General features: G+C 49.7%; 18 protein-coding genes. 16 read left to right on the forward strand and 2 right to left on the reverse strand.

Annotation, left to right across the window (positions count from 1 at the left end; all coding sequences use genetic code 11):
- Nucleotides 1–12: 12 nt before the first annotated feature.
- From CSQ88_RS11725 to CSQ88_RS11800, 16 genes are all read left to right on the forward strand, one after another.
- Nucleotides 13–1,773 (forward strand): DUF262 domain-containing protein, encoded by a 1,761-nt coding sequence (locus CSQ88_RS11725; RefSeq protein ID WP_099398281.1) that lies wholly within the window; start codon nucleotides 13–15, stop codon nucleotides 1,771–1,773.
- Nucleotides 1,770–4,307 carry a DUF262 domain-containing protein gene (locus CSQ88_RS11730; RefSeq protein ID WP_099398282.1) on the forward strand — a complete coding sequence of 846 codons (2,538 nt, stop codon included), beginning with the start codon at nucleotides 1,770–1,772 and terminating at the stop codon, nucleotides 4,305–4,307. Before CSQ88_RS11725 ends, CSQ88_RS11730 begins: the two co-directional genes overlap by 4 nt.
- A gap of 409 nt (nucleotides 4,308–4,716) precedes the next feature.
- Complete coding sequence (locus tag CSQ88_RS11735; RefSeq protein WP_099398283.1) at nucleotides 4,717–7,512, forward strand: class I SAM-dependent DNA methyltransferase; 2,796 nt, start codon at nucleotides 4,717–4,719, stop codon at nucleotides 7,510–7,512.
- Nucleotides 7,505–8,779 (forward strand): restriction endonuclease subunit S, encoded by a 1,275-nt coding sequence (locus CSQ88_RS11740; protein WP_099398284.1) that lies wholly within the window; start codon nucleotides 7,505–7,507, stop codon nucleotides 8,777–8,779. Before CSQ88_RS11735 ends, CSQ88_RS11740 begins: the two co-directional genes overlap by 8 nt.
- Nucleotides 8,772–9,422 (forward strand): DUF4433 domain-containing protein, encoded by a 651-nt coding sequence (locus tag CSQ88_RS11745; protein WP_099398285.1) that lies wholly within the window; start codon nucleotides 8,772–8,774, stop codon nucleotides 9,420–9,422. Before CSQ88_RS11740 ends, CSQ88_RS11745 begins: the two co-directional genes overlap by 8 nt.
- On the forward strand, nucleotides 9,422–10,528 hold the full coding sequence (locus CSQ88_RS11750) for a macro domain-containing protein (RefSeq protein WP_099398286.1): 1,107 nt from the start codon (nucleotides 9,422–9,424) through the stop codon (nucleotides 10,526–10,528). The genes CSQ88_RS11745 and CSQ88_RS11750 overlap by 1 nt, the downstream gene beginning before the upstream one ends.
- Before the next feature lie 7 nt (nucleotides 10,529–10,535).
- Nucleotides 10,536–13,799, forward strand: a complete 3,264-nt coding sequence (locus CSQ88_RS11755) for a type I restriction endonuclease subunit R (protein ID WP_099398287.1) — start codon at nucleotides 10,536–10,538, stop codon at nucleotides 13,797–13,799.
- Complete coding sequence (locus tag CSQ88_RS11760) at nucleotides 13,799–14,506, forward strand: M48 family metallopeptidase (RefSeq protein WP_099398288.1); 708 nt, start codon at nucleotides 13,799–13,801, stop codon at nucleotides 14,504–14,506. Before CSQ88_RS11755 ends, CSQ88_RS11760 begins: the two co-directional genes overlap by 1 nt.
- A 26-nt stretch (nucleotides 14,507–14,532) precedes the next feature.
- On the forward strand, nucleotides 14,533–15,111 hold the full coding sequence (locus tag CSQ88_RS11765; protein WP_257212574.1) for an N-acetylmuramoyl-L-alanine amidase: 579 nt from the start codon (nucleotides 14,533–14,535) through the stop codon (nucleotides 15,109–15,111).
- Nucleotides 15,098–15,346 (forward strand): hypothetical protein, encoded by a 249-nt coding sequence (locus CSQ88_RS11770; RefSeq protein WP_099398290.1) that lies wholly within the window; start codon nucleotides 15,098–15,100, stop codon nucleotides 15,344–15,346. The genes CSQ88_RS11765 and CSQ88_RS11770 overlap by 14 nt, the downstream gene beginning before the upstream one ends.
- Nucleotides 15,347–15,931: 585 nt before the next feature.
- A complete protein-coding gene (locus tag CSQ88_RS11775) occupies nucleotides 15,932–16,267 on the forward strand; it encodes a hypothetical protein (protein ID WP_099398291.1) in 336 nt (111 codons plus the stop codon).
- Nucleotides 16,260–16,574 (forward strand): hypothetical protein, encoded by a 315-nt coding sequence (locus CSQ88_RS11780; protein ID WP_099398292.1) that lies wholly within the window; start codon nucleotides 16,260–16,262, stop codon nucleotides 16,572–16,574. The genes CSQ88_RS11775 and CSQ88_RS11780 overlap by 8 nt, the downstream gene beginning before the upstream one ends.
- Nucleotides 16,575–16,646: 72 nt before the next feature.
- Nucleotides 16,647–17,192, forward strand: a complete 546-nt coding sequence (locus tag CSQ88_RS11785) for a DUF3486 family protein (protein ID WP_099398293.1) — start codon at nucleotides 16,647–16,649, stop codon at nucleotides 17,190–17,192.
- Nucleotides 17,189–18,688 carry a terminase large subunit domain-containing protein gene (locus CSQ88_RS11790; RefSeq protein WP_099398294.1) on the forward strand — a complete coding sequence of 500 codons (1,500 nt, stop codon included), beginning with the start codon at nucleotides 17,189–17,191 and terminating at the stop codon, nucleotides 18,686–18,688. The genes CSQ88_RS11785 and CSQ88_RS11790 overlap by 4 nt, the downstream gene beginning before the upstream one ends.
- A gap of 117 nt (nucleotides 18,689–18,805) precedes the next feature.
- Entirely contained in the window at nucleotides 18,806–19,996 is a 1,191-nt protein-coding gene (locus CSQ88_RS11795; protein ID WP_099398295.1) for a DUF935 domain-containing protein, read from the forward strand.
- Nucleotides 19,997–20,144: 148 nt separating this feature from the next.
- Nucleotides 20,145–20,360 carry a KTSC domain-containing protein gene (locus CSQ88_RS11800; protein ID WP_099398296.1) on the forward strand — a complete coding sequence of 72 codons (216 nt, stop codon included), beginning with the start codon at nucleotides 20,145–20,147 and terminating at the stop codon, nucleotides 20,358–20,360.
- A gap of 270 nt (nucleotides 20,361–20,630) precedes the next feature.
- Here CSQ88_RS11800 and CSQ88_RS11805 read toward each other — a convergent pair whose 3' ends face one another.
- Nucleotides 20,631–21,068, reverse strand: coding sequence for a hypothetical protein (locus tag CSQ88_RS11805; RefSeq protein ID WP_143449470.1), 438 nt, complete (start codon nucleotides 21,066–21,068; stop codon nucleotides 20,631–20,633).
- Between the two features lie 269 nt (nucleotides 21,069–21,337).
- The gene (locus CSQ88_RS11810) at nucleotides 21,338–21,622 is read right to left on the reverse strand and encodes a hypothetical protein (protein WP_099398298.1); all 285 of its coding nucleotides are present in this window, start codon (nucleotides 21,620–21,622) and stop codon (nucleotides 21,338–21,340) included.
- Between the last annotated feature and the right edge of the window lie 44 nt (nucleotides 21,623–21,666).

The following is a 21,666-nucleotide window of genomic DNA, read 5'->3' on the forward strand; positions in this document are numbered from 1 at the left end:
AGTTGAATAACGATGAATGAAAACCAACTCCCTCAAAAACTCTGCCTTAGAAATATCTATGAACTATTAGGAGAGGCTTTTTATATCCCAGCCTATCAGCGTGGATATCGCTGGGGAGCAAGCCAAGTAAAGGATTTATTGGATGATATCTGGGAGTTTAGTCAATCAGCGGGGGGGAGTGATTCTGCATTTTATTGCCTGCAACCGGTCGTTGTGATTCGGCAGAACGATTGCTGGCAGGTTGTAGATGGGCAGCAAAGGCTCACTACGCTCCGCCTTATTCTGCACTATATGGAGCAGGAACATCTAAGGCGCCCTTTGGCGGATGCCTACAAAAAACCCTTGTATGCGCTGCAATATGAAACTCGCCCGGAATGTGAAGCATTTCTACAGGGCATTCATGAAAAATCCAACTTAGATAACATTGACTTCTACCACATGGTCAAAGCGTACGAGGCAATTCAGTCCTGGTTCGCCGAAAAAGATTTCAATGATAACAATAAGTTAATGGCAATCTTACTGGCCAAATCTGCAGAAGAGCGTGCTGTAAAGGTCATTTGGTATGACCTGACTGATGAATGCATCAATAACGATTATGCCATTGATGTTTTCTCGCGCATTAATATCGGCAAAATCCCCCTGACTAATGCTGAATTAATTAAAGCATTATTTTTACAAAAAAGTCATTTTCACAATGATCAGGCAAGATTAAAACAATTGCAGATTGCCACCGAATGGGATGCCATAGAAAAGCGCCTACAGGAGCCTGCACTCTGGTATTTCATCAGTAATTCGAGCGAACGATACCCAACACGAATTGAATATATCTTCGACCTAATCAAGGGGAAAAAGTCGAGTGATGAGTCATTTTTCACTTTTCATAAGTTCCATGAAGATTTCCAAACCAACAAGGTGGATGTTGAGCAGTTATGGCAAAAAATTAAGCGTTATTTCCTGACTTTTGATGAATGGTTTCAGGATAGAGAGCTATATCACTTAATTGGTTTTCTTGTTGATTGTGGAGAGAAAATAGCCGATTTAAAAAAGGAATCGGAACGGGAAAACGCCACTAAAACAGACTTCAAAAACCACCTAAAAACGCGAATCCGTGGCTTGGTCAACGTTCAGTTAGATGATCTTGAATATGGCACCGCTAACATTAAAAAATTGCTTTTGTTGTTCAATATTCAAACCTTATTGTCAACAAAGGAAGCCGACGTTCGTTTCCCTTTTGACCGCTATAAGCAAGAAAAATGGGATATCGAGCATATTCGCTCCCAGACTGACTCCGCACCTGAAGGTACAGCTAGGCAGGAATGGCTAAGAGATATTGAGACCTACTTTGGCAAAAGTGAAACCAAAGAAAATGTCACCCAAGAAGGGCAAGAATTGACTACGCAGGCAAACAGCCTGCTTGGCAAAGAGCGGATTGATGAGAGTGAATTCAAAGAATTCTATGAGAGGGTGATCAAGTTTTTCAAACAAGCACCCATATCATGGGGAGATCAGCTAGGCAATTTAGCCTTACTCGACGCCTCAACAAACCGCAGCTACAAAAACGCGCTCTTCCCAATCAAGCGGGCCCGCATTATTGATAATGATAAACGTGGGGTATTTATCCCCATTGGCACCAAAAACGTTTTTTTAAAATATTACAGCCGCCAATCCGTGATCGAACTGATGTATTGGGAGGAATCAGATGCAAAAGATTATCAGCATGCGATAGGTGAAATGCTAAAAGACTATTTGCCTGAACAAGGAACAATAAAATGAGCAATATAGAAATCAATGCAGTTTCAGGCGAACAACTCAGTTTTTACCAGCTGTTTGAGCAAAAAAACATGCAAGTGGAGATCCCGATTATCCAGCGGGATTACGCCCAGGGCCGCGCTGAAGTGGCAGAAGTGCGCGATACCTTTTTGCAAGCTTTGCACCGTTATTTAGAAAAAGGCCAGCCCTTTCGGGATTTGGATTTTGTCTATGGCAGCATCACAAACAAAGCAGATGGGCGTGGCAGCTTTACGCCGCTGGATGGTCAGCAACGCTTAACAACCCTTTTCTTGTTGCACTGGTATCTTGCGCAAATTGCAGGTGAAGGAGCCTCTTTCCGCCAGGTATTAAGTGCGGGTGGCGTCTCCCATTTTACCTACGAAACGCGCAGCAGTTCGAGGGAGTTTTGCAATGCTTTGGTGGCCAAGGACATCGATTTCAGTGCTTTACTGCAGGAATCCGGTACGGGGTGCCTGAGCAAAACGATTAAAGATCGTGCCTGGTTTTATTTATCATGGGAGAGCGATCCTACGATTCGCTCAATGCTAACCATGCTGGATGCAATTCATCAACAATTTGCCGGGCATGCTGATTTTTTTTACAAACTGATCGACCAAGAAAACCCCGTCATTACCTTTCGCTTCCTGAATCTTGCCGAATTTAAACTCACCGATGACTTGTATATCAAAATGAACGCCAGAGGAAAACCTTTGACACATTTTGAAAACTTCAAGGCAAGGCTGGAAAAAGTCATTAAGTCATTTAAAGCAACATGGCCTGAATACCACCTGAGCTTTAAAGCGAGCGCGGTGTCTGGCTATGACTATTTTATTCATAAAATTGATACGGATTGGGCCGATTTATTCTGGCACTATCGTAATGTCGCATCACAAGATGAGTCTTATGATGATGAGCTAATGAATTTTATCTCTCTCAGTATCGCTAATTTTCTATTGCTTAACCCTGCACAAAACAATGAGAACCTGCCAAAAACCCTGTTTGGTCAGGGAGGTAAAACCAATCAACTTTCCTTTATTGAGTGCGATCGCAATGGGTATTTGTCACAGCCTCTGATCATTGAATTGATCACACGATTAGATTTGCTACGCGGAGCAAGCTCCCCATGCGCTGGGATTGCAATGCACCTGCAGAAAAACAGCCACTACGATGAAGAAAACGTATTCAAAAAAATAATAGCCAATAATTCCAGTTACCCAGAAAAGCTGAGATTCCACGCTTTTTATACTGCTTTGGCTAAGGGTAAGGCGGGTGCTGAATTAGAAGCCTGGATGCGGGTCATTTACAACCTGACAGAAAACACCATTTTTAATTCGGTCGATGATTATCACAAGGCCTTAGTCTCTGTTCATGATCTGGCCCAAATGGAAGGCACAATTCTTAATTTGCTGATCCAAGATGTACAAGTGCAGGGTTTTCTTCCTGTTCAGATTTTTGAAGAGAAACTGAAAGCGCATCTCTTGCTCAAGTCTTCTGAATGGGAGACGGCCATTATTCAACTGGAGGGCCATGAGTTCTTCAGAGGGCAAATCGGCTACGCATTAAAATTTAGCGGCATTGTTGACTACTTTAATCAGCATAAAAACCTTGAGTGGCGTGATGCAGAGGAAAAAAACTACTTCGAGCAATTTAAATACTACGCAAACTGCGGCTCTGCTCTATTTAGCGCAATAGCTCAAAGCTCTGAGGCTTTAGACTTTGCCTGGGAGCGTGCAGTGCTGGCTAAAGGCGACTATCTCACGTCAACAACGGCAGATAGATTTAACCTGCTCAGCACACGTACTATCAAAGGCAATATTGATCGTGACCATTCCTGGCGGCGTTTGTTGCGGCTTCCTCTTGATGAATCAAGCGTGTGGCATCAACGTCAACTTCATGTAAAAGCAGTATTCGATGACCCTCTCTTTGATATTCATCATTTAAAATCTGGCCTAGAAAAAATATGCTCCAAAGTGCTGATTGAAAAGCCACTGAACTGGCAGAGCATGTTAATTGCAAGGCATAAGTTATTTAGTCTTTGTAATCAAGGATTTATTGTTAGAAACTCCGAAGAAGTGGTGTTATTGCACGAATCTCAGCGCAATCACTATCACAGTGAACTTTACTCAAAATATTTAGAATTAGAGCTAAAAGAAAGTCAATCAAGTACCGCACCTTTCAAGAATAAACACTACAACAGCGTACGTAGTAGTGATGAGAGAGCTTCTCTAATCCTTGACGGCTTTTGTGCCAATAAACAACTTTTTGGCTTAAATATATTTTTTATGAAAGAGCAGTACCACCTTCTTTTTTATCGTACTCATGACCAAGCAATCCCGTTCCCAAGTGCTTTACAAGAAGTTCTAGTGCTCTGTGGGTTCTGCGTAATGATGGATTTAGAAGCCTATCCGCCTCAAGACTGGCTATGCACCAATGAGGACTATGTGTACCGCTGTAAAGACACCTCCAATGCCATTGCCAAGATCACGGAGCTTTGCTCCCAATTGGAGGGCTTAAGTGACGAACAAAAGAGCGGATGATGCTTTTGCCCTCGGATGAATCCGTTGTCCCTAGGATAGGTTGGCATGTCATTCGTGGCTGCGTAACCCAATCTTAAGGGTTTTGACTTTAGCTTCCCCCTTTTACTAAGGGGGGGGCTCAAGCAAAACCACGTAAGTGAACGGCATTACTCTTTGTACGGGTTTTATCCTCCCCTGGGGCCGCGACACGAGGAACAAGCGGGCGGGGGTTCTTTGATGCAGTTTGCGCAGGTATTTGACCGCTTAAGTGGCTACAAAATGACTTTTTTGCAGCCCTTACGGGTGGTCTATGCCTGCTGATAGCAGGTACAATGCGCTGATCTAAAATGATCATTCATGATCATTCTTCCCCCTTGTCAATCAAGGGAGTGTCTTTTATGTATTTAACTTCAATCTGGGACGTTCACACATGGCTTCTGGCAAACTGACTCTTGCCCGGCTCGAAAACCTATTGCTCACCGCCTGTGATGATTTGCGCGGCAATATGGATGCCAGCGAGTACAAGGAATACATTTTTGGCATGTTATTCCTGAAGCGCGCCAGTGATTTATTTGATCAACGCCGTGCCGAAATCCGGCATCAGGCCGCTGCGGATGGTCTGGTGGGCCAGGATGTGGATAATTTACTCAATGATCCCGACCAATACACCGGTAAGTATTTTTATGTGCCGCCACGTGCGCGCTGGAATGACCCATGGTTCGAGATCATCAAAAACAAAGATGGGACAACGGAGTTGTTGCCTCACCCTGCGCTCAAACACGTTAAAGAAAACGTCGGCTCTACGCTAAATAAAGCACTCGAAGCATTGGAAGAAACCAATGTCGATGCCTTGCAAGACGTCCTGAAAGACACCATCAACTTCAACCGCAAAATTGGCCAAAATACACTCGACGACGATACCTTGGTCGACTTCATTCAGAACTTTGAAAAAATTCCGCTGCATGATGATGATTTTGAATTTCCGGATTTGCTCGGTGCTGCATATGAATGGCTAATCAAACACTTTGCCGATTCGGCGGGTAAAAAAGCGGGTGAGTTCTATACCCCTGCTGAAGTGGTGCGGATTTGCGTTGAAATTTGCGACCCAAAGGAAGGCATGAGCGTGTACGACCCGACTGTTGGCTCGGGCGGCATGTTGATCCAGGCGCGCGACTATCTGCGTGAATGCGGCTCTGATGCCTCTGAACTCTCGCTTAACGGCCAAGAAAAAATGGGCACCACTTGGTCTATCTGCAAAATGAATATGCTACTGCATGGTATTTCACATGCCGATATTCGCAATGCCGATACGCTGACCGATCCGCAGCATAAAACCGAAGGCAATGAACTCAAGCGGTTTGACCGCGTGCTGGCTAATCCACCCTTTAGCCAAAACTATGCGCGTAGTCAGTCCAAAGACGATGGCAGCGGCACCAAGAAAAAAGTCGCTATCGCTTATCCGGGGCGCTTTCAGGTCTGGATGCCAGAGAAGGGCAAAAAAGCCGATTTAATGTTCGTTCAGCACATGCTGGCGGTTTTAAAGTCGGATGGTCGTATGGCCACCGTCATGCCGCATGGTGTGTTATTTCGTGGCGGCGAAGAGCGCGAAGCGCGGCAGTATTTTATCGAGCGCGGCTATTTAGAAGCCGTCATTGGCCTGCCGAGTAATCTCTTTTACGGTACTGGCATTCCGGCCTGCATTTTAGTGCTGAATAAAGCCGGTGCGGCAGAGCGTGATCACGTCTTGTTTATCAATGCCGATCGCGAATACCGCGAAGGTAAAGCGCAAAATCATTTGCGCCCCGAAGATATCGATAAAATCGTCCACGCCTATCGGGATGGGAAAAATATTCCTAGTTACGCTCGCCGCGTGCCAATTAGCGAAATCAAAGCCGAAGATTACAACTGCAATATCCGCCGCTACGTTGATAATGCGCCGCCGCCAGAGCCTCATGACGTTCGTGCGCACTTGCACGGTGGCGTACCCGTGAGTGAAGTCGATGCTCTAGCGCATTTCTGGCACAACTACGCAGGCCTGCGTGAAAGTTGCTTTGTGCCGCGCGCAGCACCGGCGAGCGGCGTTCCTTATGCGGATTTTGCTGATGGATTGCAAGATAAACGCGCCATTGCGGGGCATATTAATACTCACCTCGGTGTAACAGAGCGGCAATCTGGCTTTATGGCCCAGCTTGAGGCGTGGTGGGATGTGCATTTACCGATTGTCGAAGCGCTGGCGCCAGATACCAGCAACCAGCTGGCCAAGCCCAGTAATGTCTTCCAAATGCGCGCCACGCTGCTCGATAGCATCGAGCGCACTTTTGCCAGCCAGCATTTACTGAGCCGTTATCAGGTGCGCGGTGCATTTGCCAATTATTACAAGCAACTGGCCTCCGATTTTAAATCCATCGCCGCCAGCGGTTGGGGCCCAGAGCTGATCCCGGACGAAGACATTCTGCAAAGCCAGTTCCCGCAAGTCTTGGCCGAGCTGGAAAGCCAGCACGCACGGCTGGCCGAATTGCAGGCGCTATTTGCCGCTGCCAGCGAAGAGGACTTCGAAGATACCGACGATACCGGCGTACTACCCGCCGATGAAGTCAAAGCACTGAAAGACGAGCTCAAAGAAAACACCGCCAGCTGGAAGGCAGAACTCAAAGCCCTCAAAGCCGCCGCCACCGATTTGTTTAGCGAAATCAAAGTCGCTGGCCTCTTACCCAAAGGGGCCAGCAAGAGCTTTTATTGCAGCGAAGGGCTGAGCGTGGCCGAGGCGGAGTTCAGCCATGGTGAACGCATCCTCACGCTGGCGGCAGAAGTGCAGCATCGCTCGCCACGCATTGCGCTGGTACAGCAAAGTATGCAGCAAGGCCAAGAAGCCAAAGCCGCTGCTGCGCGGGTCGAGGCAAGGCTAGCCACCCACAAAGCGCTCGAAGATGAAGCTAAAAATCTAAAAGTGCTGATCAAATCCACCGAACAAAACCGCGATGAATTAGTAGCGAAAGCGCGTGAAAACATCAGTAGCGATCAAGCGCGCCAGGTGATTATCGAGCGTTTGGGTAAAGTATTGTTTGATAGCTACCGCCAGTATCTGCGCGCCGACCAGCGCGCCTGCATCGCTGCGATTGAAAACCTGTGGGCGAAATATGCGGTCACCGCCAAACAAATCGAAACCGAGCGAGATGCTGCTGCAGCTCAATTGCAGGCGTTTTTGGTGGAGTTGGGGTATGAGTGAGTGGATTGAAGCCCCGTTATCTCAATTAGTAGTCTTTCAAAAAGGACGGAAGGTTGATACCTCTGCATTTATTGGTGAGGGTTTTGCTGCTTACTTAGGAGCATCTGGCATTGAAGGCAGAAATGACGGATATGCCGCAACTCAATTTGCCGTGCTCGCCAAACCGACTGACATATTGATGCTGTGGGACGGTGAGCGATCTGGCTTGGTTGGTTTTGGAAAATTAGGCGTAGTTGCGTCTACGGTGACAAAACTCACACCCAAAGATCAAATTGACCCTCAATATTTATTTTTCGCGTTATCAGATAGGTACAGTTGGATTCAGCATCGACGAACAGGTACAGGTGTTCCTCATGTACCCAAAGATCTTGGTCGCATTCTCAATCTGCGTTATCCAAAAGGGATTGCAGTCCAAAAAAAAATCGCCACCATTCTTTCTTGCATCGACACCGCCATAGAAAAAACCGAAGCACTGATTGCTAAATACCAGCAGATCAAGGCGGGGTTGATGCACGATCTGTTTACGCGTGGCGTTCTCCCCAACGGCCAGCTCCGCCCCCCACGCGAGCAAGCCCCAGAGTTGTATCAGGTGACTGCGATTGGGTGGGTTCCGAGGGAGTGGGAAATTGTACATATGATTGAATTGGCAGAAGATAAAAAAGGTTCAACTACTATTGGACCATTTGGCAGTGACTTGTTGGCAAGTGACTATCAAATTGAAGGTGTGCCAATTGTTTTTGTGCGTGATATCAAGGAGTCTGGGTTTGAATGGAATAGTGAAACTTATGTTTCAGAAAAGAAAGCCATTCAGCTTAATGCTCATCGTATTAAAGCTGGGGATGTTCTCGCAACTAAAATGGGTTTGCCACCTTGTATTAGTTGCCTTTACCCTAAAACAATGCCAAACGCAGTAATGACCGCGGATATTATTAGGCTTTCTCCGGATAGAAATAAAGTAGCAGCAAATTGGCTGGCCTCCGCAATAAATCAAGATCGAGTTAAACGGCAAGTAGCCGGTATTACTGCGGGTGTTACACGACTTAAAGTTACTTTGGCTGATTTTAGGGGAATCAAAGTGGCAAAGCCTGAGTTATGGGAGCAGGAGCTTATTAGTCAGCGTCTCGAAGCGGTACAAACAATGATCGATACAGAGAATGCTCGTGTTGCGTTACTTTGCAATCAAAAACTCGGCCTAATGCAAGACCTACTAACTGGCAAAGTGCCCGTTAAGATCGATGATGTCGCTATTGAGGCCACGCATGGCTGAGGCACAGTACCCCAATCTAAATCCGGAAAAAGCCCTAATTTGGCGAATTGTGCATCGTGATAACCTGTCATGGATTCTGGACCATGGTGTGCCATGCGCTAATTCAGCGGAGCTGGCACCGAACTACGTGCATATCGGCCACGCGGAGTTGATTGATCGACGTCGCCACCGGAATGTACCGATTGCGCCGTATGGTACGCTGGCAGATTTCGTGCCGTTTTATTTCACGCCGTTTTCGGTGATGATGAAAAATATCCACTCCGGGCGGGGCGTGCCACAGCGGCGCAATGATGAGATTGTGATTTTGGTGTCCAGCCTGTATCGGGTGCAGGAATTGGGCTTGCCCTTCGTATTTACCAATGCGCACGCCTATCCGGACTGGACCGAGTACTACGATGATCTGAACCAGCTAGGGCAGATTGATTGGGGTATTTTGCAGCGGCGTGATTTTAAGCGCGATGACGATGATTTACGCAAGATGGAGCGGTATCAGGCTGAAGCCCTTATCTATCAAAGCCTGCCTATCCATGCCCTGCTGGGTATTGTTTGTTATACCGATGCGCTAAAACTCAGTATTGAGCAACAAATTCAGGAGCGGGGGTTGACCTTACCGGTCCATACCCGCCCTAGGTGGTATTTCTAATGATTATATTTACTCAAGGCAATCTGCTGGAAGCCCGCACTGAAGCGCTGGTGAACACGGTGAATACCGTGGGCGTGATGGGCAAAGGCATTGCGCTGATGTTTAAAGAGCGTTTTGCGGATAATTTCCGGCGCTACGCGCTGGCCTGCAAGGCGGGTGAAGTGCAAACCGGCCGCATGTTTGTGACTGAGGTCAACGAGCTGGACGGCCCGCGCTGGATTGTTAATTTCCCAACCAAGCAGCACTGGCGCTCGCCCTCCCAAATGGCGTGGGTGGTGGAGGGTTTGCAGGATTTGCGCCGCTTTTTGCTGGCAAATAACGTTAAGTCGATTGCCATCCCCCCCTTGGGCGCGGGCAATGGCGGCTTGAAATGGGCTGATGTGCGCCTGCAGATTGAGGCGGCGCTGGGTGATTTGGCCATTGATATTCAAATCTTTGAGCCGACCCAGCAATACCAGAATGTCGCCAAACGCAGCGGCACAGAAACATTAACCATTGCCCGCGCCTTGATCGCAGAGCTGGTGCGGCGCTATTGGGTGCAGGGCATGGAATGCAGCCTGCTGGAAATTCAGAAACTGGCATGGTTTCTGGAGCGGCATATCGAGCGCAACCTGCCCAACGATAAAACCCTGAATTTGCAATTTACTGCGCATAAATACGGCCCCTACGCCAACCGCTTGCAGCATTTACTGAATCATCTGGATGGCAGTTTCTTGCATTGCGAAAAACGCATTCAAGATGCCAGCCCGCTGGATGTAATCTGGTTTGATGATGAGCGCAGGGATGATTTGCAAACCTACCTTAAAACCGAAGCCGCGCCCTATTTGCCCGCCTTGGAGCAAACGGCCGCACTGATTGATGGCTTTGAATCACCGTTTGGCCTGGAGCTATTGGCAACGGTGGATTGGTTGCTGAGCCAGCAAAACGTGGCACCGCAAGTCGATGCGGTGCGTGAGGCATTAGCGCACTGGCCAGCAGGCGCGGCAGAGCGTAAACGCAGGCTGTTTGATGCGCCCTCGCTTGAGTTTGCGCTGGCTCGCCTAGGGCAGCAGCCACTTTATAGCCAGTCACCTTCTAGCCAATCACTTTATAGTCATCAGCACTGAGATCACCATGTCGGAATATACCGAAGTAGAGCAGCCTTTTTTGGCGCAATTGGCTGGGCTGGCATGGACAGTGATTGATCAGGGCTGTGCAATCCCTTCAGACCCCAGCGTCAGTTTGCGCTCCTCTTTTCGCCAATGGCTGTTACCGGATGTATTTGATGCCGCAGTGCGGCATATTAATCGCACGTCCGATGGTGAGCCCTGGCTCACCGATGCGCAGCTGGATGAATTGCGTGGGCAATTGTCACGTCAGCCTAATCGCACTTTGTTGGAAGCCAACGAGGCCGTTCAGGCCTTGTTGTTCAAGACTCAGGTGGGCGTAAATGAACTGACGGGTGAAAACGATCCCGTGGTCAGGCTGATTGATTTTCACAACCCCGAAAACAATCAATTTCATGCCATCAATCAATTTCGGATTGATACGCCGGGCTGCGTAAAAGCGTTCATCATTCCCGATATTGTCTTGTTTGTGAACGGTATTCCGCTCTGTGTGGTGGAGTGCAAAAAAGGCTCTGAAACCTGCGCCAATCCCATGCAAGAAGCCTTTGTGCAATTGCAGCGCTATATGCGCCGTCGTAAAGAAACGGAAGCTGCGGGTCTTAAGGAAGGTGAGCCACGTTTATTTCAAAGCAATTTGTTATTGATCCGTAGCTGCGGTCTTGAAGCGGATTACGGCACGATCACGTCGGGTGATGAACATTATTACGCGTGGAAAACCAGCTACCCTTTGCCAGAAGCATCAAGCGAAGGAAAAAACGCGCAAGAGCAGTTGATTGCCGGCATGCTCAGCAAACAGAATCTGCTACAGATTTTGCGTACTTGCGCCGTTTTTATGGATACCGATGGTGGCCCACGTGTCAAAGTGGTGTGCCGCTACCAGCAGTTTCGTGCCGCCAATAAAATCATGGAGCGCCTGCGCACGGGCACTAATGTGCTGGAGCGTAGCGGCGTGGTGTGGCATACCCAAGGATCGGGCAAATCACTGACCATGGTGTTTCTGGCCCGCATGCTGCGTGCAAGTCGTGACTTAAGTGACTACAAAATTGTACTGGTGAATGACCGGCAGGATTTGGAAGCGCAATTAGGCGAAACAGCCACCTTGATTGGTGGCCGCGTGAATGTGATCGAGACTAGACTAAGCCTTCGCCATCATCTTGCGACCGCTAGCTCCGATATCAGCATGGTGATGATTCACAAATTTCAGGAGCATAAGCAGGTTTTAAGTAATGCCGTTGCTGAGGCGCTGGGTACTTATACGGCGATGCCGGCAGCTAAAACCTTCGGCTTGGTGAATTCATCTGAGCGCATTGTGCTGATGATTGATGAGGCGCATCGAACCCAAAGCTCTGATCTTGGCGACAATTTGTTTGAAGCCTTTCCGAATGCCGCCCGGCTGGCCTTTACCGGCACGCCGCTGATTACTGAACGCCATGGCGAAAGAAAAACCCACAAGCGCTTTGGGGAATACATCGATACCTATCGCTTGATGGATGCGGTGGATGATGGTGCCACACTGCAAATCCTCTATGAAGGTAGAACGGCGGATAGTGCGCTCAATGAAAAGCACGCATTCGATCAGGCGTTTGAAGATTTGTTTCGTGATCGCTCCGAAGAAGAATTACTGGCCATCAAGAAAAAATATGGTGCCACTGGCGATATTCTGGAAGCAGAAAACCGCATCAATGCGATCGCAAAAGATCTGGTGCAGCACTATGCCGATCATATTTTACCCAATGGCTTTAAGGCACAGGTGGTGTGCCACTCCAAATTAGCGTGCATTCGTTACCAGACTGGTATTCAAGCCGCTCTGGCTGAGCGGATCGAGTTGGAGCTTGGGCGAGCACAGCCGGATCAGGCGCTCATTCAGCGGCTGAAGTTTTTAAAAACGGCGGTGATCATTTCATCCGATGGCACTAACGAAGCGGCGTTTATTACTCACGCGCGTAAGCAAGCTTCGCAAATGAATGCCGTGGATAATTTCTGCCGAAGCTTCGATTTTGATGATCCTGATCGAGAAAATACCGGCATTGCATTTTTGATTGTCTGCGACATGCTGCTAACCGGTTTTGATGCGCCCATTGAGCAGGTGATGTATATCGACAAAAAGTTACGCGAACACACCTTGCTACAAGCCATTGCACGGACCAACCGGGTTAAAAAAGGCAAGTTGCGTGGTTATATTGTTGATTACATTGGTTTGGCTAATCATTTAACTGATGCTCTAACTTTGTATGCGGCTTCTGATGAGCTGCAAGAGCTTCACGATGGGCTGCAGAATATCACCTCAGAGCTGCCCATTCTGGAAGAGCGCTATCAACGTTTGCTGCAGCATTTTCAGGGCTTAGGCATCAAGCAGATTAAAGCTTTTGTAAGCGGCGCTTTGCCCGATTTGGATGCGGATGCTGCGGTTGTTCATGCCGCAGTAACTGCATTAAAAGATGAAAAGCAGCGGGCAGATTTTGAGGTCTATCTGAAAAAGTTTTTAATGAGTCTGGATATTATTCTGCCGAATGAGTCCGCACATGTGTACCGTGTACCAGCCAAGCGTTTTGGCTATATCTTGCAAGTGGCTAAGGAGCGCTATAAGGACAGTAGCCTGGATTTGGGTAGTGCCGGAGAAAAAGTCAAAGCACTGATTAATGAGCATCTGATTAGTCTTGGCATCAATCCCAAAGTCCCGCCCATTGAATTGCTGTCTGAAGACTTTTTGGAAAAATTGGCGGCGCACTCAGGCCAGAATATTGAAGCAAAAGCCAGTGAAATGGAACATGCGATTCGTAAGCACTGCACGGTGCATCATGACGAGGACCCTGCTTTCTACAAACAGTTATCTGAAAAAGTCGATGCGCTGATTGGAAAACACCATGATGAGTGGGAGCTATTAGCAGAGAAATTGGCCGAGTTGCGTAATGAAGCCATTGCGGGGCGTCAGCAGGGTGAAGAAGGCATGAGCCGTGAAGCCACTACTTTTTATGAGCATATTATTCAAGTGGGCTTTGCTGCGGGCACGGTCGATGAAGCAGATAAATTTAAATTCAAGTTATTAATGGAAGCCATTGTTGAAGTGCTGCAAGAGACCATTGGTAGTATCGATTTCTGGCAAAACCCAGATAAACAGAAGCGGGTTCGTGGTTTGATTAAAACTGAAATTACTAAAACGGGCATTGCTGAGCTAAAAGAAAATCGCGAGCGCGTGGCCGTTGAAGTGATGCGGCTCGCCAAAAACCGGCATGACAGTTTGGTGCAGTTAGCAAGGCAAGGAGTTCATTGATGCAAGTTCGACATATCCGCGATATTGAATATCGTTTACTGCCCGGTACGGATCGAATGACCACCGATATTGTCCTTGAGCGCGATGGCATTATTTCTGTGCGCCCCCCTATCCGCATGACACCTGAGCAGATTGATCAAACTGTATTAAGTAAACGCATGTGGATCTATCGCAATCTGGCCGAATGGCGCGAGCTTAATGCCACAAAAATCCGCCGTGAATGGGTGGGGGGTGAGTCCTTTCCCTATTTGGGACGAAATTATCGCTTGCAGTTTGTAGATCATCAGGATGCCCCGTTGAAACTCAAGGAAGGACGGCTTTGTCTTTTGCGTCAAGTGGTTCAAGACGGCGGCATTGAGGCGGCACATCAAGCTTTTGAGACGTTTTATCAGGAAAAAGGCTTAATCAGATTGCCCGAGCGAGTCGCTCTATTTTCAGCCAAAGTAGGCGTTAAGCCAGGAAATATTCAAGTCAAAGATCTAGGCTTTCGCTGGGCTTCATGCTTAAAAAATGGGGATCTGCATTTTCACTGGAAATGCTTGATGGCACCTCTAAAAATCATTGATTACATCGTGGTGCATGAGTTATGCCATTTTCACCATCGGGATCACTCTGCTGCGTTTTGGAATGAAGTCGATAAAATTATCCCTGATTATCGGGAAAGAAAAGACTGGCTAAAAATGCATGGCGCTGCGCTCAATCTTTAAACCCCATTAAAAGACGCCCCCCACCCATGCCGCTGAAACTAGCGGCATGGTTTATTCAGGGGGTGGCTATGTCACGCAGCATTGAGCAGATTGTGATTCATTGCTCGGCCAGTTTAAATGGCCGCAGCTTGGGCGGCGGGGGTAAAAGCGCGGCAGAGGTGATGGATGCCTGGCACAAGCGGCGCGGCTTTATGCGCCATGCGGCGGCGTGCAGGGTATTTAATCCGGGCCTGCCAGCCCTGGGCTACCACTGGGTGATCGATTGCGGCGGCATACTGGAAAGCGGCCGCAATATCGATGAACCCGGCGCGCATGTGGCCGGGCACAATGCCCACTCTATCGGCATTTGCTTAGTGGGCACCGATGCGTTTACCGCTAGCCAATGGGCGGCATTAGCTAGCCAGATCCGCTATTTACAGCGCCGCTTTCCCGCCGCGCACATCGTCGGCCACCGCGATTTATCGCCGGATCTCAATGGCGACGGCAACATCTCCCCCAATGAATACCGCAAAACCTGCCCCGGCTTTAGCGTGGCCGACTGGCTGGCGGCAGATATGCAGCCGCTGCCACACCATCTGATTGGGGGCAGCAATGCCGCTCTCTGATTTAATCACCCACCCGCAAACCCAGCGTTTAAGCCATAGCAAGCTGTGGGCCAATGTGGCTTGTGCGGCCTCCACAGCGGTGTTTATCAAGCAGGGCTGGGCAGGCACGCTGACCAGCGATGGCTGGCTGGTTTATCTGGGGGTGGTGGGCGGCTACGCCGTGGCCCGGCACTGGCTGGCTACTCGCAAGGGAGGCACCGATGCAGCTGATTTACAAAAGCATAAAGAGCAGTGAAATCAATCAAGAGGAGTCGGTGTTGGGTTACGCGATAAAGCAGTTCATAGCCATCAAGTTAGGCTTTTGTCATCCCCGTGACCACTCATTTGCAAGCATTGCATCATTGAAACCCAATCTTATCAACTAAAGGGGAATTCGTAGGTTGGGTTAGCAGGCTTTATCGCGTAACCCAACATTCTGTTTACGCTGAAGTGTTGGGTTACGCTGGTTTATCCGCCCTAAAATCGGCGAATAAACCAGCTAACCCAACCTACAAAAGCATCCTTTCTCGTTGGTTTTTCTTAAATTGATAGGATTGGGGTGAAACCCGCCAGAATTTGGCCTGAGATGCTACAGAAACGGCGGGGTTCACCCGCCCTACAAAAAAAGTCGGCATGCCATTGGCTTAATTTGGTGTGCTTAAGGTGACGTGATAAAGCAGCTAACCCAAGCTACGAATTCACCTTAAGTTGAAAGGGTTGAGCACAATCGGCCGTACATAAAAGGAACGCCCCCGCAGTGGCTACCGCTCCAAAATCAACGCGCCGAAGGCACTAAACAGCACTGTCTTTGCCAACAAATCTCAGAACAAAGGCAGCCATCATGAGCATCAATATCGATTTCTGGCAGGCACTGAGCTGTGCGGCAGCGGTGTTTGTGTTCTTTTTTGGCTTGCTGATTAGCCTGCTTAAAGTGCTGTTCAAGCAGTTTGAAGATCGCCAATCCGCCAGGTTTACGCAGATCGAAACATCGCTAATCAAGCGCGATGACGATTTCACGCGCTTAGAGCGGGACTGGCTCAAGCACTTAGCCGAGCTGCCCATTCAATACGTGCGGCGCGAGGACTACATCCGGGGGCAGAGCGTGCTAGAGGCCAAGCTGGATGCGCTGTATTCCAAAGTTGAACTAAACCAATTTAGAGGCACCAGCCATGACTGATTTCGTAAAAATCCGCCGCGAATCCATGCGCTGGAATCTGATCAATACCCTGGATAAAGCACGCCCGCACACCAGCAACGAGCAGTTTTTGCTGGAGGTGATGCGGGCCATCTATCCCGATGCCACCGCGCTAGAGGTTCGCCGCGAGCTGGATTACCTGAGCGATCGCCAGCTGGTCGAATTACGCAAGGAGCCGAGCGGCACATGGTTTGCCGACCTGACCCGCTGCGGTGTGGATATCGCTGAATACACGATTGATTGCGAGCCAGGCATTGCCCGGCCCGTTAAATATTGGAGTACGTCATGATCCGGCCCCCCACGCGCCCCCCAAGGGGCAGGATTGCCTCCCTTGGGACGGCCCTGCGGGAGGCAATCTAACATGGCCCGCCGCAGCAGTATCGACGGCCTGCCAGAGGATGCCCGCCGCTGGCTGGAGCGTGCGCTCACCGATAGCAATTTCTCCGGCTATCAGGCGCTGGAGGAAATGCTGCGGGAGCAAGGCTATGTGATCAGCAAGTCGGCCATCCACCGTTATGGCCAGAAGATTGAGCGGCGTTTTGCGGCCATTAAAGCCAGCACCGAAGCCGCCCGTATGCTCACCGAAGGCGCGGCAGATGACAAAGATGCCCGCTCCGAAGCGCTGGTGGCACTAGTGCAAACCGAGCTGTTTGATTCGATCATGAATCTGCAAGAGGCTACTGCAGAAGATGTCAACCCGGCAGACCGCATTGCCATGCTGTCTGACGCGGCTAAAAACATCGCCACACTGGCCCGTGCCTCGGTCAATCAGAAAAAATTCCGGCTGGAGCTGCAATCACGGGTAGACGCTGCGGCTGCAGCGGTTGAAAAAGTGGTTAAAAATGGCGGGCTTTCGGACGCCGCTGCCGATGCCATCCGCCGCCAAATTCTGGGCATTGCAGCATGACAGCCGATACCCGCGCCGCCCGCGCACCTACCGTTCTGCTGCCTTACCAGCAGCGCTGGTGCGCCGATACATCGCCGGTCAAGGTGATGGAGAAATCCCGCCGGATTGGTTTATCTTGGGGCGAGGCGGCTGATTCAGCCTTGCTTTCCGCCAGCCAAAGCGGCATGGATACCTGGTATATCGGTTACAACAAAGATATGGCGCAGGAGTTTATCCGCGATTGCGCCGACTGGGCCAAGCACTACAGCCTGGCCGCTGGCGAGATTGAAGAAACCGAAGAAGTGTTTGTGAATGGCGATGATGAAAAAGCGATCTTAGCTTTCGTCATCCGCTTTGCCTCTGGCCATCGCATCACCGCGCTGTCTTCCCGCCCATCCAACTTACGGGGTAAAGCAGGCCGCGTGATCATTGATGAAGCCGCCTTCCATGAGCAGCTGGGTGAGCTGCTTAAAGCCGCAATGGCGCTGTTGATGTGGGGCGGTCAAGTCCATGTGATCTCCACCCACGATGGCGTCGATAACCCATTTAACGAGCTGATCACTGATGCCCGCTCCGGCAAAAAACCCTACAGCGTGCATCGCGTGACATTTGATGATGCACTGGCAGAAGGGCTGTATCAGCGCATTTGCCTGCGCCTGGGCAAGGATTGGACTGCAGAGGGTGAGGCCCAATGGGCTAAAGAAATCCGTGACTTCTATGGCGATGATGCGGATGAAGAGCTGGATTGCGTGCCCAAAAATAGCGGCGGCGCATGGCTATCACGGGCGCTGATTGAATCCCGCATGAATAAAGACACGCCGGTGCTGCGCTATGAATGCAAAGCAGGCTTTGAGCTATTGCCCGATCACATCCGCAAAGCGGAGTGTGGGGATTGGCTGGAAGAAAAGCTGGCCCCACTGCTGGCCAAGCTGCCGCCGGATGCCATCTCATTTAATGGTGAAGACTTTGGCCGCACAGGGGATTTAAGCGTGCATGTGCCACTGATCCAGCAGCAAAACCTGACATGCCATGTGCCGTTTGTTTTAGAGCTGCGCAATGTGCCGTTCCGCCAGCAAGAGCAGATCTGTTTTTATCTATTAGATAGATTGCCCGGTTTTATGGGTGGCGCATTTGACGCACGCGGCAATGGCCAGGCACTGGCTGAATATGCCATGCAAAAATACGGCATCAGCCGCATTCAACAAGTCATGCTCACCGAAGGCTGGTACCGCGAACACATGCCGCCGGTTAAAGCGGCATTAGAAGACGGCACCATTACCGATCTACCCAAAGATGCCGACATTCTGGCCGATCTACGCGCCATTGAAGTGGTACGCGGCGTGCCGCGTATTGCAGAAAAACGCAGCACCGGGGAAGACAAGGGCAAGCGCCACGGCGATGCCGCCGTCGCCCTGGCGCTGGCCCACTTTGCCAGCCGCGAACTCAACAAAGGCCCGGTCAAAGTCAAATCGCGCCGCCGCCGTGGCGGTGAAAAAATCACACGGGGCTATTTATGATCCGGGATTGCGTAGGTTGGGTTAGCGGCTTAATTCGCCTGATTCTTGGCGAATTAAGCCGCGTAGCCCAACAGTCGCTGGTGAAATAAGCTTCAATAAACAAGGATAGAGTAAGCGATGAAAAAGAATGGCTTATGGCTTAGCCCCACAGAATTTGTCGCTTTTGGCGAGCAGAACAAAGCGCTCTCCGAGCAGCTGGCCACGCGCAGCCGCAGCATTGATTTTTACGGCCTGGGCATGTACCTGCCCAACCCGGATACGGTGCTAAAAAAACTAGGCCAAGACATCAGGGTCTACCGCGAGCTGCGCTCGGATTCCAGCGTAGGAGCATTTATCCGCCGCCGTAAATCCGCCATTAAAGCGCTGGAATGGGGTATTAACCGCGAGTCAGCCAAAAGTGCCGCCAGCAAATTAATTGAGTCGGTGTTTAGTCAGCTAAAACTGGAACGCATCATTAATGAAATGCTGGATGCGGTGCTGTATGGCTACCAGCCGATGGAGATCGTGTGGGGTAAGGTCGGCAGCTATATCGTGCCGATCGACATCATCGGCAAACCCGCCGAGTGGTTTGTGTTCAGCCCGGAAAACGAGCTGCGCTTACGCACCAAAGAAAACCGCATTGCAGGCGAAGCGCTGCCAGATCGCAAATTCCTCCTGCCCCGGCAAGACCCCAGCTATGACAACCCTTACGGCTTCCCCGATCTGAGCATGGTGTTCTGGCCAACCACCTTTAAAAAAGGCGGCTTAAAATTTTGGGTGACGTTTACGGAGAAATTCGGCATGCCGTGGATTGTGGGCAAACACCCACGCGGCACACCCGAATCAGAGTCTGACCGGCTACTCGATAGCCTAGAGAGCATGGTGCAGGATGCAGTTGCCGTGATCCCCGATGACTCCAGCGTGGAGATCAAAGAAGCCGCAGGCAAGGCGGGTAGTGCCGATGTGTACGAGCGCTTATTACACTTTTGCCGCTCTGAGGTTTCCATTGCCCTCTTGGGCCAGAACCAGACCACCGAATCCACCAGCAATAAAGCGTCTGCCACGGCAGGGCTGGAGGTCACCCGCGATCTGCGCGATGGCGACAAGGCCATTATTGAGGAAACGCTGAATCAGCTGATTGCCTGGATCTGCGAGCTGAATTTTGGCGAGGGTGTAGCGCGGCCCACATTCACCATGTGGGAGCAGAAAGAAGTAGATGATGCACTATCGGCCAGAGATGAAAAGCTGATGCAAGCAGGCGCTAAATTCACCCCCGCTTATTTTATGCGGGCCTACCACCTGCGGGCGGGGGATTTACAGCAGGAATAAGACGCCTTACAAACGCACGCCCGAAGAGCTGTAGCTTGGGCTAAAGCTTTATCAGCCCAACATTTCAATTGGCCTCAGAATGTTGGGCTGATAAGGCGCTAGCCCAACCTACCGTACTACCGTTTTAACCCTAAGCAGAGGACTAGTCATGGATCTTATCTCCGTTTCATCTTCAAACCTGAAAGCCGTTGGCTACGATCCAGCAAGCCAAACCTTGCAAATCGCTTTTCGAAACGGTGGGCGCTACGAGTATTACAACGTGCCCCCAGCCATCCACGCCGCACTGATGGCAGCCAGCTCCAAAGGCGCTTACTTTCACGCACGCATCAAAAACGCCTCCTACCGCTACCGCAAGCTGCGCTAGGGAAAGTCTGTGGTTTTGCAGGGGGCAATAATTTTTAAGCCGTGGAGGTAGTTTGGCCTGAAACTGTATCAGCCCAAGCTACCTTGCCTGGATCACCTCACGCAAGCAGCTCTCCGATAATGAGCCTGTTTACGCTCTTTGCTCCCGCTTGATATGCAAGCGTAGCAGAGCAAGCACAGCAAAGGCTTCTAAAGCTTTATAAAGGCTTTACGCCCTGTTTAAACTACCTTAACCCTTCGCTGCTTTTCAGCCACGTACCCCATGCCTGCACTAGCTATGATTTGAGCGGTCCATCGCAGAAATAAATTGCTCTTTAGGAACCTGGGCGTTCCTGATCATAATCAGATTATCTCTGACAGAATGAATAATGAAGTCCTTAATGTAATACCCTTCCGCAAACCTGCTTTCTAAGGCGATCCCATCCATGGCCCAGTTGTCAGGGTCAAATCCAATATCGTTAAATTTTGCATTAAATGGGAAAACTTTGTATTCATGCCAAAACTGGCTGCTTACGTCATAAGCCCGGTAATTCACATCAGCAATGCGCTCACCATCCAAACAAAGCCACCAGCCGAACACTCTTCCAAAATCAGTATGATCGTAGGGGTGAGGAGGTGTTTTTTTCTTGAAAAACATGCAGCATCCCAGTCTGTAATGATGTTTTATCAAAATAATCAGCGCAGCCACTAGGGTCTGTTGACGTTTCATTCACGGCTGCGTTGGCTGCAGTTTTGGGGCTGAACAAGGCAAAAATTGCGACATGGCACGAGTACCATTAGCGATTTTTAACGATGTGCAGCCCCAAAAATGCAGTCAACCCGAAGGGCTGAGCCGGAAAACGGCCATTCACTGCGTTATGCTCCTCGACAATAACCAGTTATTGCCTTCGTCGTATGCCTTGTGCTTGGCCGTTTTCCGGCTCAGCGCAATTGTGAATGAAACGTCAACAGACCCTAGCCTAAGCTGTTGCGCTGCGTTTATTCAGCATCCAGAAAGCCATCCTGTCGGACTAGGTATTTATCGCCCTCGCAGCCGCCTTGCCATTTTGCTTTAGCATCGTTATCTGTTACGCCTTTGTATAATATTTTGCCATCTGAAACCCGGCGAATTGAAAATTTCAGGTTCGCAAATAATTCTGTATTGCCATCCGCATCTTCAAATGAAACCTCGCCATGTGCAGGTTTACAAACTTTTTTTGCAGGAGCGGAATAGGCCGCAGCAGAAAGTAATAGTGCCAAAACACAGCATGTCGTTTTCAACATAAAAATACCTTAATGAATTGGAAGCGCAACACTTGAGGGCGTGC

Origin of the sequence: Iodobacter sp. BJB302 (assembly GCF_002735645.1) — a bacterium.
Lineage (GTDB): Bacteria > Pseudomonadota > Gammaproteobacteria > Burkholderiales > Chitinibacteraceae > Iodobacter.

Coding starts and splice junctions, on each gene's coding strand:
- CSQ88_RS11725 (WP_099398281.1), top strand. CDS start 13: ATGAATGAAAACCAACTCCCTCAAAAACTCTGCCTTAGAAATATCTAT.
- CSQ88_RS11730 (WP_099398282.1), top strand. CDS start 1,770: ATGAGCAATATAGAAATCAATGCAGTTTCAGGCGAACAACTCAGTTTT.
- CSQ88_RS11735 (WP_099398283.1), top strand. CDS start 4,717: ATGGCTTCTGGCAAACTGACTCTTGCCCGGCTCGAAAACCTATTGCTC.
- CSQ88_RS11740 (WP_099398284.1), top strand. CDS start 7,505: ATGAGTGAGTGGATTGAAGCCCCGTTATCTCAATTAGTAGTCTTTCAA.
- CSQ88_RS11745 (WP_099398285.1), top strand. CDS start 8,772: ATGGCTGAGGCACAGTACCCCAATCTAAATCCGGAAAAAGCCCTAATT.
- CSQ88_RS11750 (WP_099398286.1), top strand. CDS start 9,422: ATGATTATATTTACTCAAGGCAATCTGCTGGAAGCCCGCACTGAAGCG.
- CSQ88_RS11755 (WP_099398287.1), top strand. CDS start 10,536: ATGTCGGAATATACCGAAGTAGAGCAGCCTTTTTTGGCGCAATTGGCT.
- CSQ88_RS11760 (WP_099398288.1), top strand. CDS start 13,799: ATGCAAGTTCGACATATCCGCGATATTGAATATCGTTTACTGCCCGGT.
- CSQ88_RS11765 (WP_257212574.1), top strand. CDS start 14,533: ATGCCGCTGAAACTAGCGGCATGGTTTATTCAGGGGGTGGCTATGTCA.
- CSQ88_RS11770 (WP_099398290.1), top strand. CDS start 15,098: ATGCCGCTCTCTGATTTAATCACCCACCCGCAAACCCAGCGTTTAAGC.
- CSQ88_RS11775 (WP_099398291.1), top strand. CDS start 15,932: ATGAGCATCAATATCGATTTCTGGCAGGCACTGAGCTGTGCGGCAGCG.
- CSQ88_RS11780 (WP_099398292.1), top strand. CDS start 16,260: ATGACTGATTTCGTAAAAATCCGCCGCGAATCCATGCGCTGGAATCTG.
- CSQ88_RS11785 (WP_099398293.1), top strand. CDS start 16,647: ATGGCCCGCCGCAGCAGTATCGACGGCCTGCCAGAGGATGCCCGCCGC.
- CSQ88_RS11790 (WP_099398294.1), top strand. CDS start 17,189: ATGACAGCCGATACCCGCGCCGCCCGCGCACCTACCGTTCTGCTGCCT.
- CSQ88_RS11795 (WP_099398295.1), top strand. CDS start 18,806: ATGAAAAAGAATGGCTTATGGCTTAGCCCCACAGAATTTGTCGCTTTT.
- CSQ88_RS11800 (WP_099398296.1), top strand. CDS start 20,145: ATGGATCTTATCTCCGTTTCATCTTCAAACCTGAAAGCCGTTGGCTAC.
- CSQ88_RS11805 (WP_143449470.1), bottom strand. CDS start 21,068: ATGAAACGTCAACAGACCCTAGTGGCTGCGCTGATTATTTTGATAAAA.
- CSQ88_RS11810 (WP_099398298.1), bottom strand. CDS start 21,622: ATGTTGAAAACGACATGCTGTGTTTTGGCACTATTACTTTCTGCTGCG.